13 protein-coding genes and 1 riboswitch are annotated in these 14,192 nt (G+C 44.8%); of the genes, 7 read left to right on the forward strand and 6 right to left on the reverse strand.

Going from position 1 to position 14,192, the window contains the following annotated elements; genetic code table 11:
• Positions 1-54: 54 nt before the first annotated feature.
• Complete coding sequence (locus tag G636_RS0103140; RefSeq protein ID WP_026506831.1) at positions 55-342, reverse strand: YerC/YecD family TrpR-related protein; 288 nt, start codon at positions 340-342, stop codon at positions 55-57.
• Positions 343-647: 305 nt separating this feature from the next.
• On the opposite strand from G636_RS0103140, the gene G636_RS21145 reads away from it, so the two are divergent.
• From G636_RS21145 to G636_RS0103150, 3 genes are all read left to right on the forward strand, one after another.
• The gene (locus G636_RS21145; protein ID WP_155832312.1) at positions 648-713 is read left to right on the forward strand and encodes a cold-shock protein; all 66 of its coding nucleotides are present in this window, start codon (positions 648-650) and stop codon (positions 711-713) included.
• Between the two features lie 149 nt (positions 714-862).
• Positions 863-2,635, forward strand: coding sequence for an IS1634 family transposase (locus G636_RS0103145; RefSeq protein WP_026506832.1), 1,773 nt, complete (start codon positions 863-865; stop codon positions 2,633-2,635).
• Between the two features lie 314 nt (positions 2,636-2,949).
• Entirely contained in the window at positions 2,950-3,150 is a 201-nt protein-coding gene (locus G636_RS0103150; protein WP_022755461.1) for a cold-shock protein, read from the forward strand.
• A 161-nt stretch (positions 3,151-3,311) separates the two neighbouring features.
• On the opposite strand, the gene hisA is transcribed toward G636_RS0103150, so the two are convergent.
• From hisA to G636_RS0103175, 4 genes are all read right to left on the reverse strand, one after another.
• Complete coding sequence (hisA, locus tag G636_RS0103155; RefSeq protein WP_026506833.1) at positions 3,312-4,094, reverse strand: phosphoribosylformimino-5-aminoimidazole carboxamide ribotide isomerase; 783 nt, start codon at positions 4,092-4,094, stop codon at positions 3,312-3,314.
• Positions 4,095-4,115: 21 nt separating this feature from the next.
• Complete coding sequence (dapB, locus tag G636_RS0103160; protein ID WP_026506834.1) at positions 4,116-4,874, reverse strand: 4-hydroxy-tetrahydrodipicolinate reductase; 759 nt, start codon at positions 4,872-4,874, stop codon at positions 4,116-4,118.
• A 97-nt stretch (positions 4,875-4,971) separates the two neighbouring features.
• Positions 4,972-5,862, reverse strand: a complete 891-nt coding sequence (dapA, locus tag G636_RS0103165; protein WP_026506835.1) for a 4-hydroxy-tetrahydrodipicolinate synthase — start codon at positions 5,860-5,862, stop codon at positions 4,972-4,974.
• Between the two features lie 93 nt (positions 5,863-5,955).
• Positions 5,956-6,133, reverse strand: a riboswitch (Lysine riboswitch).
• 117 nt (positions 6,134-6,250) lie between these two features.
• A complete protein-coding gene (locus G636_RS0103175; RefSeq protein ID WP_026506837.1) occupies positions 6,251-7,438 on the reverse strand; it encodes a polysaccharide pyruvyl transferase family protein in 1,188 nt (395 codons plus the stop codon).
• A gap of 226 nt (positions 7,439-7,664) precedes the next feature.
• On the opposite strand from G636_RS0103175, the gene typA reads away from it, so the two are divergent.
• Positions 7,665-9,515 carry a translational GTPase TypA gene (typA, locus tag G636_RS0103180; protein WP_026506838.1) on the forward strand — a complete coding sequence of 617 codons (1,851 nt, stop codon included), beginning with the start codon at positions 7,665-7,667 and terminating at the stop codon, positions 9,513-9,515.
• A gap of 179 nt (positions 9,516-9,694) precedes the next feature.
• Here the strand turns inward: typA and G636_RS17135 are convergent, their stop codons facing one another.
• Positions 9,695-12,436, reverse strand: coding sequence for a transglycosylase domain-containing protein (locus G636_RS17135; protein WP_081668241.1), 2,742 nt, complete (start codon positions 12,434-12,436; stop codon positions 9,695-9,697).
• Positions 12,437-12,633: 197 nt separating this feature from the next.
• On the opposite strand from G636_RS17135, the gene G636_RS0103190 reads away from it, so the two are divergent.
• The 3 genes from G636_RS0103190 (at position 12,634) to G636_RS0103200 (ending at position 14,079) form a co-directional block, all read left to right on the forward strand.
• Complete coding sequence (locus G636_RS0103190; protein WP_026506839.1) at positions 12,634-13,266, forward strand: YigZ family protein; 633 nt, start codon at positions 12,634-12,636, stop codon at positions 13,264-13,266.
• Positions 13,267-13,365: 99 nt separating this feature from the next.
• Entirely contained in the window at positions 13,366-13,749 is a 384-nt protein-coding gene (locus G636_RS0103195) for a hypothetical protein (protein WP_026506840.1), read from the forward strand.
• Positions 13,750-14,079, forward strand: coding sequence for a hypothetical protein (locus G636_RS0103200; RefSeq protein ID WP_026506841.1), 330 nt, complete (start codon positions 13,750-13,752; stop codon positions 14,077-14,079).
• Positions 14,080-14,192 lie beyond the last annotated feature (113 nt).

The raw sequence follows: 14,192 nt of genomic DNA on the forward strand, positions 1-14,192 counted from the left end.
TCAAAGACTATCTATGCGGTCAGTTCTATATCTTATCAAAAACCAGCGGACCTATCAGTCCTGAATCCTCTCAAAGACCATCTCATATCCGTCATCACCATAGTTCAGTGACCTGTTAACACGGCTGATGGTAGCTGTGGAAGCACCGGTCTTCTCAGCAATCTCCAGATATGTTTTGTGGTCTCTGAGCATGGATGCCACCTCAAACCTCTGAGAAAGGCTCAAAAGCTCATTTACAGTACACAGATCCTCAAAGAAATTGTAGCACTCTTCCTTATTCTGCAGACAGAGTACAGCTTCAAACAAATGGTCAACAGAATCTGTATGTATTTTCTTATTCATTGAGATTAACCCTCCAATTTGGATAATAAGGAGCAAACAATTGTATCATATTATTTCGTTACTGCTTCACTCCATAAGCATTTTAACATGTTAAAGTCTAAAAGTAAAGAATATAGGCATTTTTCGCCAATTGTCAGCCTTTTTTCACTAAACAGTTTGTATGTTATATATAAAATCGTCTTTACTTTTACTTTTCTTTGTGATAACCTAAGCTTGTTGGTTATAACTATATATTGGCTATAGACGGTATATCGTTTGACACAACATCAGAGTTAATTTTTTATTTATCCAGTGGAGGTATTACAATGAACAAAGGTACAGTTAAGTGGTTCAACAATCAGAAGGGTTATGGTTTCATCTCGGAAGTTTGACAGTCCAGCCTCATAAATCTTAGTTCATTATACCCCTCAATCCCGCATAAAGACTGATATTTCAGTCTTATTTTTTTGTCAAATTTTATCACTTTATATGTGGCTATATGTAGCTATATATGGTATAATAAGGGTTGGAGGATATCAGTATGAAACTAACAGTAAGCAAATCCAAAAATTCTGCATCATTCTATGTTCAGAAAACTATCCGAAAGTCAAACGGCTCTGTCACAACTGTTACCGTAGAAAAGCTTGGCAACCTTGATGAAGTAAAGGCAAAAGCCAAAGGGCAGGATCCTTACGCCTGGGCACAGGAATACGTAAATGAACTCAACCGCAGGGAGTATGAAGAACAGAAGGAAATAATCCTCAGCTATGCACCTTCCAAACTCATCAAAAAGAACGAGCAGAAAACATTCAACTGCGGATATCTCTTCCTCCAGGACATCTACTACAGCCTGGGCCTTGATAAGATTTGTAGTAAGATATCTTCTCGTCACCTTTTTGAGTATGACCTAAACGACATACTTTCCAAACTTGTATACACAAGAGTGATCTTCCCGTCATCAAAGCTGTCATCCAACAAGCTTGCGGCATCATTCATTGAACAGCCATCATTTGAACTTCATGATATTTACCGTGCTCTTTCCATCCTCGCCGAGGAGAACGACTTTATACAGGCTGAGCTCTACAAGAACAGCCAGAAAGTATTAGAACGCAGAAGTGACGTACTGTATTACGACTGCACAAACTATTTCTTTGAGCTTGAAGAAGCAGACGATTTAAGGAAATATGGCAAATCCAAGCAGCATCAGCCACTGCCAATCGTCGGAATGGGACTGTTTATGGATTATGATGGAATTCCTCTTGCATTTGACATATATCCTGGAAATAAGAATGAGCAACCTACTCTAAAGCCTCTTGAAAAGAAGATTCTTAAGGACTATGGACTTGATCAGATCATTGTTTGCACAGATGCTGGATTGTCCTCCAAAAGCAATCGAAAATTCAATGACAAATCCATCAACGGTGAGCGCCTGAGAAGCTTTATTACAACACAGTCTGTCAAGCAGCTTCCGGAACACCTCAAAGAGTTTGCTCTTGACCCTTCCGGCTGGCACATCATTGGAGACGCTACTATTTACAACATCGAAGAGATTGATGAGTCTGAGTTCTACGATAAGATTTTCTACAAAGACAGATGGATAAAAGAAGATCTTTCAGGAAGAAAAATAAGACAGGGAGCAAAGCCTCTAGAGCAGCACCTTATAGTCTCCTACTCTCCCAAATACAAAATCTATCAGCGTAAGATCAGGCAGGGGCAAGTAGACAGGGCAACAGCTATTATCAACAGCGGAAAATATAAACAGCGTCCCAAGAATCAGAATGATCCACACAGATTTATCGGAAAGGAAGTCATGACTGAAGATGGCGAGGCATGTACAAAAGAAGTTCCATATCTCAAGACAGACATCATAGCTGAAGAAGAAAAATATGATGGATTCTACGCAGTTTGTACCAATCTTGATGACATGAATGTTGCTGAAGTGATACACATCAATAAGAAACGCTGGGAAATAGAAGAATGCTTCCGGATAATGAAAACCGAGTTCAAGGCAAGACCCGTTTACCTTCAACGGGAAGACAGGATAAAAGCGCATTTCCTGACCTGCTTTATATCACTCTTCATATACAGACTGCTTGAAAAAAGATTGGGCGAACAGTATACCTGCGAAGATATAGTCCACACCCTCAGGGACATGAACATGTACCGCCCCGGAGAAAAACGTGGATATATCCCATCATACACAAGAACAAACCTGACAGATGCGCTTCATGAGACCGCTGGATTCCGCACAGACTATGAGATTCTTACTGACCTAAGCATGAAGAAAGTCATCCGTGAATCCAAGAAAAAGTAATAATATATAGCTACACTTTTACCAAAAAATAATGCGAGGTTTCCGCATAATTACTGCGGTTCCTCGCATTTAGACTGTCAAAGATGGGATTTTAACATGTTAAAGTCTAAAAGTAAAGAATATAGGCATTTTTCGCCAATTGTCAGCCTTTTTTCACTAAACAGTTTGTATGTTATATATAAAATCGTCTTTACTTTTACTTTTCTTTGTGATAACCTAAGCTTGTTGGTTATAACTATATATTGGCTATAGACGGTATATCGTTTGACACAACATCAGAGTTAATTTTTTATTTATCCAGTGGAGGTATTACAATGAACAAAGGTACAGTTAAGTGGTTCAACAATCAGAAGGGTTATGGTTTCATCTCTGATGAAGCTGGAAACGATGTATTCGTTCACTATTCAGGACTCAACATGGAAGGCTTCAAGTCTCTTGACGAAGGCGCTTCTGTAGAGTATGACGTAATCCAGGGCGAAAAAGGACCTCAGGCAGTTAACGTAAACAAGCTTTGATTTATCCAAAAGCTTCATAGTACCAGTTGGAGGATGATCAAGGGCATCCAACCTATAGTAAGGATGTAAGCTTTCATTAAGGTCCGCCTTAACATAAAGCATGATTGATTTATTTTACTCCTAAATAAACCGGAGCGGTTTTACCGCTCCGGTTTTCTGTTTTATCTTATGCTCTCTGTAGCCTCTATTACTTTTTCCATAGAAAGTGGTCCACCGAATATATCAAGTGCGGATCCCACCGTCACGTCTATCCTTCCCTGTCCTATATCCCCAAGCTTATGGATATCCTCTATGCTGTGGACACCGCCTGCATAGGTGATGGGTTTACGCGCCCAGGCTCCAAGGATAGCTGCCACAGACTCTGATATGCCCTTCTGCATACCTTCCACGTCTGCTGCATGCACCAGGAACTCATCGCAATACGAGGACAACTCATCCAGCGTAGCAGTATTCATCACTGTATCTGTCATCTTCTGCCAGCGGTCTGTCACTATATAATACTCGCCGTCCTTCTCCTTACAGGAGAGGTCCAGGACCAGGTGCTCTCTGCCCACGGCGCTCAGCATCCTGTCAAGGCGCGCCATATCTATATGTCCGTCTCTAAATACATATGAGGTAACTATCACATGAGAAGCGCCTGCATTTAAGAGTTCTTCCGCATTCTCAGGATTCACGCCGCCTCCTGCCTGCAGAAAGCCGGGATGTGCAGAGAGAGCAAGCTCCATCTGTCTCCTGCTCTCTTCATAATAGGGACTTCCCTCATGATTTAAGAGGATCACATGTCCGCCCCTTAGTCCTTTTTCATAATAGAGGTCGCTGTAATAGGCACCGTCCCTGTCTGATACATAATTATCCCTTGCATAATCTGCATCATCCTTAAGGCTTCCGCCTACAATCTGCTTTACATTGCCGTTATGTATGTCTATACAGGGCCTGAAACGCATACCGCCGCTCCTTATCTATATTCAGCCGCCTATCACATCTGACATATCATAGATACCGGCAGCTTTACCGGCCAGGTACTTGGCAGCTTCCAGAGCGCCCTTACCAAATATACCTCTTGAATATGCCCTGTGAGAGAAGGTGATGACTTCATCCATTCCGGCGAAGATCACATCATGATCGCCTACAATAGTTCCGCCTCTTACAGACGAGATACCGATCTCCTTATGAGGTCTCTTCTCTCTTCTTGCTGAACGGTCATATACAAATTCATAGTCTCCGCCTGCGCCCTCATTGATCGCCTCTGCAAGAGACAGTGCTGTACCACTGGGGGCATCCAGTTTCTGATTATGATGCTTTTCCACTATCTCCATATCAAAGCCTGCGGCTGAAAGGGTAGCTGCAGCTTCCTTTAATACCCTCATGAGTACGTTGACACCCACTGACATATTGGCAGATCGAAGGATTGCGATCTTTCCTGCTGTTTCCTTCATATGGGAGAGCTGCTCATCAGAAAGTCCTGTGGTGCACAGTACCAGGGGCAGATTTTTCTCAGCACAGGTATCCAGAACCTTATCTGTAATAGCTGCTGTGGAGAAGTCTATTACTACGTCAGCTTCTTCTTTTACTTCTTCCAGACTGCTGTAGAAGGGGATCTTCACACCCTCTTTTCTGATAACATCTACAGCTGCCACTATCTCTACATTCTCATCATTTTCGGCAAGGGATGCGATCACCTGTCCCATCCTGCCACTGTAACCGTTCATGATCACTCTTACCATGGTTGTCTCCTTAGTAATAAACAAATTGGCTTCTAGATCTATTTTAATCTGCTCACCTGATCTTATTCCAGTTGGTCGTGGTCAATGAGGGCTCAACTTATGAAATCTTCTTGATCCCAAAGTCATCCATTGCCTTCTGAAGCTGAGCAGCATGCTCGTCACTTATCTTTGTAAGGGGCAGACGAAGGGGACCTGCATTAAAGCCCAGATTTGTGATAGCCTGCTTTACAGGGATAGGATTGACCTCTGAGAAGAGAGCCTTGATAAGAGGCACTGCATCCAGCTGGATCTTCCTGGCTCCTGCAAAATCACCAGCCAGTGCCAGAGCACACATCTCATGAGTCTGCCTGGGAGCTATGTTGGCCAGTACAGAAATAACGCCTACTCCGCCCAGTGACATAAGAGGCACTACCTCTTCGTCGTTACCTGAATATACATCGATGTCGCTGCATATATGCATCAGCTCAGCAGCTGCTGCAAGATTACCTGTAGCATCCTTGATGCCTACGATATTCTTCTTGTGCTCTACCAGATATGCAGCTGTTGCAGGCTGGATATTGCAGCCTGTCCTGCTGGGTACATTGTACATGATGATCGGTATGGATACCGCATCAGCAATAGCAGAGAAATGAGCGATCAGACCTTCCTGTGTAGCCTTGTTATAATAAGGAGTCACGCACAAAAGGGCGTCAGCTCCGTAGCTCTCAGCCTCCTTGGACAGATTAACGGCAGTCATGGTGCAATTAGAGCCTGTGCCGGCAATAACAGGGATCCTGTGAGCTACCTTATCGATACAGTGCTTGACAACCTGCATATGCTCTTCTTCTGACATAGTAGCAGCTTCACCTGTGGTGCCGCATACTATGATCGCATCTGTACCCTCAGCGATCTGAAACTCGATCAGTCTGTCAAACTCCTCATAATTAACAGAACCATCCTCGTAAAAAGGTGTTGCGATTGCTACTCCCGAACCCTTAAAAACTGCCATAACTTCCTCCTTTTGGCTTTTGCCTTGTAAAAAAACACGTAAAAAAAATGAGCACCAACGCGCTCATCCATCAAAATCCACTTCTGCAATGATTTTCCGGATAGCGCACCATCAAAAAATACGATGACAGTCATACACCTTTTAGATGTATGCCCAAGAACCCGAATCACAGCAATTCGGACCTTTCGGCGCATTTTCCTTTCAGTCTTTCTCTATTACCGCTGCAGCATCAAAAGACTTACTGATAAAACACGCAACCTCTATCTCTAAGCAATGTCATCATATCACCCGTATGATGAGAGTGTCAACACATTAAAATGCATTCGCACATTTTCCCATCAGCCGGGCAATAATTATGATCAAAGCCGCTCCAAAGCAGTATCATTACCTATCCTCTCAGGATCCGGGAAACTGCCTGTCCGCAGCATCTGCTCCTTTCTATATATGCAGGCATGATATCTTCAAGATGTGTTTTGATCTCATCCCTGTGGCTATCCAGCCATTTATAGCCTTCTATAAGCTGCCTGGGGTCCTCAAGCTCCTGCACAGGAAGGACATAGTCCTTTTCCCTGCCAAAGAGGTCTCTTGCTATGCCCCTGGCCTTAACAGAATAACCGATGACAAGAGTAGGCACACAGGATGAATATGCTGCTATAGTAGCATGAGTCCTGGCACCTATAAAGAGCTTTAGTCTCCTGATATAGCCCTTTAGCTCAGGCGCTGTGTGATCGCCAAGAAGGATCACCCTGCCTGTATCATAGAAACGGTTATAGAGCTTCTCCAAAGGGATCATGTCATTACTCCTGTCCCAAACCACGTGAGGGATCAGGGCAATCGCACTATCCGTATTCTCTATAAGATACTCTATAAGGCCCTCATAGCAGCTAAGGGCTGTATCCTTGTCCCTGGCATAATCACCGATAAGGGGACTGAGATTAAGGCCTATGGTATTAGCCTCTTTCCAGCCTTCAGGCAGAGGAAGCTCGCTATAGAACATGGTAAAAGCAGGATCGGGTATGAGTTCTACCTTATCCCTTGTAAGCCCTGCATCAAGAAGGGCATTGTAGGTGATGCTCTCTCTGGCAAATATCTTCTCGTAGCGCTGCATATCCTTTACGATATCCGCCCTTTTCACAAGTGAAGGCTCCACGCTGCAGCCAAGGAGAATGGTCTTTATCCCCCTCTTTGTCAGCATGGAATTAGCCAGCATGATATCCTCCACCATACTCTCATAGCAGTATGTATCTCCTCCTATGGATATAGCAAGGTCCGGAGCATATTCCAGCATGTCCCTGAATCTGTATCTGAGAAAGGATTCCTTATCTCCGCTTATCTTCCTGTAAATATAATAGAGGACATGGGCCCAAAAATGCCTGTCCATGTGCTGCTCTTCCTTAAAGACGCACTTATCCTCGGTCATATAGATCAGGTCTTCATTTCTGTCATTGGTCATGACAAGGGGCCTGCCTTTATGACCGCCTTCATACAGAAGGTCTGTAAGCGACCGCACAATGGCTTCACAGCCGTGGTTACCGCTTCCTGCATGCATATAAAGAGCTATCTTACCATCTTCCATATCTGTCACCTTAACAGTTCACATTATCCAGCCGATAAATCCTCGTGGCAGGTGTTTATAAACAGCAGCCAAGCCGCTTATAAAAGCCAGTCCTGAACATTAACGATAATAGCATAATCAGGCGTTTTTGTGTATATTGAATCTTGCACAGGGTAATAACTCGTGCTATACTTCTTTAGTTTCAACGGTAAATTGTGAACAAGATATATTTTTTAAGGAGAAAAGAATGGTTCAGACAAGAGATGATGTCAGAAATATCGCTATAATAGCCCACGTAGACCATGGTAAAACAACACTTGTTGATGCACTTCTGCGCCAGAGCGGAATATTCAGAGAGAATCAGGAAGTGCAGGAGCGTGTAATGGACTCCAATGATATCGAGCGTGAGCGCGGTATCACCATCATGTCCAAGAATACAGCCATTGAATATAACAATATCAAGATCAATATCATCGACACTCCCGGCCATGCTGATTTTGGCGGCGAGGTTGAGCGAGTACTCAAGATGGTAAACGGCGTAGTACTGGTAGTAGACGCATTTGAAGGTCCCATGCCTCAGACCAAGTTCGTACTGAGAAAAGCTATGGAGCTGCAGCTCCCTGTTGTATGCTGCATCAACAAGATTGACCGTCCCGAGGCACGTCCCACAGAAGTAATTGATGAGGTACTTGAGCTTCTCATGGACCTGGGTGCCAACGACGAGCAGCTGGATTGCCCCTTTGTATTTGCTTCCGCAAGAGCAGGCGTAGCTTCCATGAGCGCCGAGGAGCAGGGCAAGGATATGAAGCCCCTCCTGGATACCATCATCGATTACATTCCTGCACCTTCGGGAGATCCCGATGCAAATACACAGATGCTGATCTCCACCATCGACTACAATGAATTTGTAGGTCGTATCGGTGTAGGCAAGATCGACAACGGCAAGGTCAGGGTCAATGATCAGGTGACTATCATCAACCACCACGATCCCGCCCGCAAGATCACTACCAAGATCACCAAGCTCTACGAGTTTGACGGTCTGAATAAGGTAGAAGTTGCTGAAGCTTCCATGGGTGCTATAGTAGCTATATCAGGTATCAGTGATCTCAAGATCGGTGACACACTTTGCTCCCCTGAGAATCCTGTAGCTATCCCCTTCCAGAAGATTTCAGAGCCTACCATCAGCATGAACTTTATCGTTAATGACTCTCCTCTGGCAGGAAGAGAAGGCAAATATGTTACTTCCAGACAGGTAAGAGACAGACTTTACAAAGAGCTCAACACAGACGTATCCCTTAGAGTAGAGGACACTGAATCCACAGATACCATCAAGGTATCAGGAAGAGGTGAGCTCCATCTGTCAGTCCTGATCGAGAACATGCGCCGTGAGGGATACGAATTTGCAGTATCCAAGGCAGAAGTTATCTACAAGACCGATGAGAACGGCAAGAAGCTGGAGCCCATGGAGAAGTGCTATGTAGACGTTCCCGAAGAATTCTCCGGAACAGTCATCTCCAAGCTCTCTGAGAGAAAGGGTGAACTTGTCAACATGGGTACAGCCAACGGCGGTTACTCACGTCTGGAGTTCAACATCCCTTCAAGAGGACTGATCGGTTATCGTAACGACTTTATGACTGATACCAAGGGTAACGGTATCATGAATACAGAATATCAGGGATATGCGCCTTATAAGGGAGATATCTCCTACAGAAAGCAGGGCAGCCTCATAGCCTTTGAGACAGGCGAAGCTGTTACCTACGGTCTCTTCAATGCCCAGGAGAGAGGTACTCTCTTCGTAAAGCCCGGTGACAAGGTATATTCCGGCATGGTCATCGGCTCCAGCGGCAAGAGCGAAGATATCGAGGTAAATGTCTGCAAGACAAAGCACCTGACCAACACACGTACATCCTCTTCAGACGAGGCTCTGCGCCTTGTTCCTCCGAAGATCATGTCACTGGAAGAAGCTATCGAATTCATCGATACAGATGAGCTTTTGGAAGTTACTCCCGAGACTCTCCGTGTAAGAAAGAGGATCCTGGATCCCACACTGAGAAAGAGAGCAGGTATTGCTGCCAAGATGAAGGCCCAGAACAGCTGATCAATAGCGATAATCAAATAATATTTGATTCCCCTAAAGTAGACAACGGAAATATCCAAAGTCTCCTTTAGGGGGATTTTTTTGCAAAAAACAGCGCCCAAGGAATATATTACCTTGAGCGCTGTTTTTATGTCTTTATTATATGACGTAAGGGTCAAAAGGAACTTTCTGTATCCCGCTTACGGATTAGGAGGAGTCTCCTGTGGAGCTGTTTCCTCCTGCGGAGCCTCAAGACCCACAGACGGATCTTCTGCAGAAGGCTCTCCTATAGATGCAGGAGCTTCAGCAGGAGGTGCTTCAGGAGCTGCTGCTCCGCCCTGACTAAGTCTGTTCACCAGTTCCTGATTCTGCTGTACCAGTATCTCCTGGGCATTTGGCTGAGCAAAGAAATTAGCATCATGAGGACACATATCTCCCACAGGAAGCACAGGATTCTGACCTGCAGCCGGATCTCCTGTTGTACCGGAGCCCTGCCTTAATACGTCAGGTTCCGCAGGAACTACTGTCATGACCTGCTGCACCTTGAAAGGACACAAATCTGTTGCCAGGTGTCCGGAATAGTTGCAGATAGTCTGGAAGATGTGTACATTACAGCTCTCTGTAGGTACAGTTCCAACTTCAAAATACTCGGTCTTAAGAGTACCATCGCAGACTCCCGGAGTGGGTAATAAGCCCGAATCCTTACATACAGTCGCTGTGGTGATACCCTCAGGGACTTTAAATTGGGCTGAAGGGAGATCCTCGTGGACCTTCTCCATTACCCCTCTCCAAAGCCTCTGAGCCAGTTTGGAATCTGAGAGCTTCTCATTGTTGTCATAGCCGGCCCATACGGAAGCTGTATAGTAGTTGGTAAATCCGCAAAGCCATACGTCTATATTATTGGTGGTAGTACCGGTCTTGGCAGCTATATCAGTACCGCCAAAATTCACATTGGCACCGGTACCGCTGGTCACAACATCCTTCATGGCACTGGTCAAAAGGAATGCTGTTGTAGGCTTAAGGACCTGCTCACCATTTGTAGCTGTATTGTCCAGGATCACATTGCCGTCATGATCCAATATCCTGGTATAGAGCTTGGGCTTAATATATACACCGCCATTAGCAATGGTGGAATATGCCGCATTGATCTCAATATTGGTCACGCCCTTGGTAATACCACCAAGACACAGGGTCTGCTGGATATCCGAGAATATCTTGCCATTGATCTCCTGTCTCTCTACCAGGCTTGTGAAATGGAACTTGTCCCTGAGATAGTCAAAGCCCAGCTGAGGTGTAATAAGAGTCATGAGCTTGACAGTGACTACGTTCATGGAATCCCTGATACCATCCCTTAGTGAAGAGAGGCCTCTATAGCCTGTCTTGTACCAGTTTCTCACAGGAGTACCATTGGTATAGTTAAAGGGTGCGTCATTGATAGTAGTAGCCAGGGTATATCCTGCGCTGTCCAGAGCAGGAGCATAGGCTGCCAATACCTTAAAGGCTGATCCGGGCTGACGATATGCATTCGTTGCTCTGTTCAGAGTCCTGCTGGCTGTCTTGGCGCCTCTTCCACCTTCCATAGCTACGATATAACCGGTCTTTTGATCTTCTATTGTCAGAGATACCTGGGGCTGAGGTGTCAGAGTATATTTCTCGTCATATACTTTATCACCCTCTTCCAAGAGGGAAGCCTTGTACTCTTCTATCTTTTCCTCTGCACTCTCCTTGGATGAGAAGGTCAGATCAAAGGTTGGATCAGTCTGCCTGAAATAGGTCTCCAACAGCTCGTCGCTATAATTGGCATATTCACCGTTGGCCTTCTGGATAGTAACTGCATAATCAAGTAGCCATGTGGTATCTGCAGGATAATTGGATTCATCCTGAAATACAGTATCTGCTATGCCCTGAATAGTGGGATCCTGAGTGGAATATATCTTAAGGCCGCCGCTGTAGAGAAGTGTATAAGCCTGGTTCTCCGTATAACCGGCTTCAACCAGATCCTCCAGTACATCATCTGTGAGTGCATCTACAAAATAAGAATTAATGGAATCATCCACTATCTCGGAATCGATGACCTGGATCCTGGAATATACATCATCAGCCAGGGCCTCATCCCTCTGCGTCTGGCTGATATAGCCCTGCTTGTACATGTTATTGAGGACCTTGCTGCGCCTCTCCGCATTCTTCTCAGGATGGGTAATAGGATTAAACCTGGAAGGATTCTGAGTTATAGCAGCTATGACAGCACATTCCGACAGATTCAGATTGGTAACTGACTTATTAAAATATCTAAGGGATGCAGCCTGCACTCCCAGTGTATTCTGACCCAGGTTAATGGTATTCATGTAATTGAGCAGGATATCATTTTTGCTCATGGACTTCTCAAGCTGCACTGCCAGATACTGCTCCTGGATCTTACGCTTAAACTTGGCAGCAAGGGTATTTTCCTCGGTCCATCCCGTAAATACATTATTCTTGAGAAGCTGCTGGGTAATAGTGGATGCACCCTCAGAGAAATTACGTGAGGTCACTGCCACATATCCTGCTCTGATGATACCCTGGATATCTATTCCGTTATGATCATAGAAACGCTCATCCTCTATAGCTACAAAGGCGTGAGCCAGATTCTCGGGAATCATGTCCCAGGATACGGGTATCCTGTTGGAGTCCGTAGATACAAGCTTGGCTATCTGATTGCCCTCTGCGTCATATACAAAGGTAGAAAAGCCTGAAGGTGTAACATCGATATTACCTATATCCGGTGCAGAATCCACGATGCCCTGAAAGGCTCCGAATACCGCGCCTGCTCCTATAACGATCGCTCCCACTATGAGTACGAGAACGACCTTTACAAACAGGACAGCAAACTTTTTCCCCCATCTGCCGGTCCCGTTTCTAAGATCCGCCTCCTGCTTGCGGACCCCATTCTTACCATAATTCATATAATCTTTCCTCCATGCATCAGCATGACCTTATAAACTTACCTCCATGCTTCATGCCTTGCTCTGCGCTTTATGCATGAAGTCGGTTTCACAAAAATCATCTAACTATTATAGCAAAACTGTTTTAATAGGTAAACCTTCGCAGAAATCTTGATTTTAGGAGCCTAAAGGCTCATTATGTTGGTATGGATAATAATATGAACAATAATTCAACAAGACGCATAATAGTAAAGAGCGGGCGCGGAGAATATGAGGAAAAGAAGTCCCGTTTCATTGGTCAGGCTTTTGCCATCTCTTCAAGCTCTGAGGCAGAAGAGATAATAGAACGTATCTCAAAAGAATACTGGGATGCCAGGCACAACTGCTACGCATATGTGCTGGGCGAAAGAAATGAGATCACCAGGTGCAGCGACAACGGAGAGCCCTCAGGGACTGCAGGAAGGCCTATACTGGACGTCCTTACTACGTCAGGATTATCCGACGCCCTTATCATAGTGACCAGGTATTTTGGAGGCACACTTCTGGGTACAGGGGGCCTGGTAAGAGCATATACAGCTGCAGCCAAAGCTTCCCTGGAGGATGCAGATGTTGCAGAGCTCAAAATAGGGGTCATATTACAGGTAACCATAGCCTACAGCTTCCTGGACAAGATCCAGCACAGCCTGTCTCAAATGGGTCTGGAGCTGTCAAATCCCGTATATGGAGCAGATGTATCCTTTGATGTGACTGTGACCACAGACAAAGCGGATGAGCTGGAAAAGACTATCACAGGCATCACAGGAGGCAGGGCCATGATAGTAAAGGGCAAGGAAGACTACTACCCGGTCTGATATCCAGGGACATATATTATTAGGCTTGAAATATCAGTTCAATAATCTTAAAATATAATGGATTTATGTGATCATTAACAATAAAGGAGGGCATATTATATGGCATGCTTTTTGGCACCCACCACAGAAGCGGTAGTTACTACCGTTATCACTAAGGCTGTAGAAAGCAAAGAAAAAGCTACAGGCAATTCTTCCAAGTCAATTATTCCCCTGTCAACCAAGCTCCACTGGCTCAACAGACTTCTTGCAGGCGGTTCCGTACTTCTTGCATTTGAGCATGTATGGCACGGCGAAGTAACACCCTGGTTCCCTTTCCTGACTGCAGCTTCCAATGCAGCAGATACAGCAGAAATGCTCAAGGAACTCTCAACAGTTGGCGTTTCCATGGCTGCTCTGATCACAGTTGTATGGGGCGTTATGTGTGTAGCTGCAGAAGCTATTGTACGCCGTAGTTCAGATAATACGGCATCGGAGGAAAACTAAATGACACTTCTTATATCAGTATTTGCAGCAGTTATTTCAACAGCACTTTGGTACAAGTCTCTTCCTTCAAATGAGATGAGGCTGGGCACACTTTGCTGGCTCTATTGGGGCGCTTCCCTGATGTGGCTGGTTGATGCGATCTTTGAGTATACAGAACTTGGCGCAGAGTATTTTACTCCTGCAGCAGCAGATATGCTCAATGATACTTTCCTTGGCCTGACCGTTGTAGCCCTGGGTATGGTAATCTGGATCGTAAGACTTCTGATCGCTGATCCTAAGGGAGTATTAAAGAAAGTGATCCTTGCTACAAAGACAGCATCCTCACACTGATATACCTGGTATTATTTACCCGGACCTTTTGGTCCGGGTTTTTTGTGCAAAAACATTGATTATAACGATGCATAGAAAAGAGGATCATACCAGAAAAAAAGAAAAAGCTCAAA

Origin of the sequence: Butyrivibrio sp. MC2013, assembly GCF_000424585.1 — a bacterium.
Classification (GTDB): Bacteria; Bacillota; Clostridia; order Lachnospirales; family Lachnospiraceae; genus Butyrivibrio.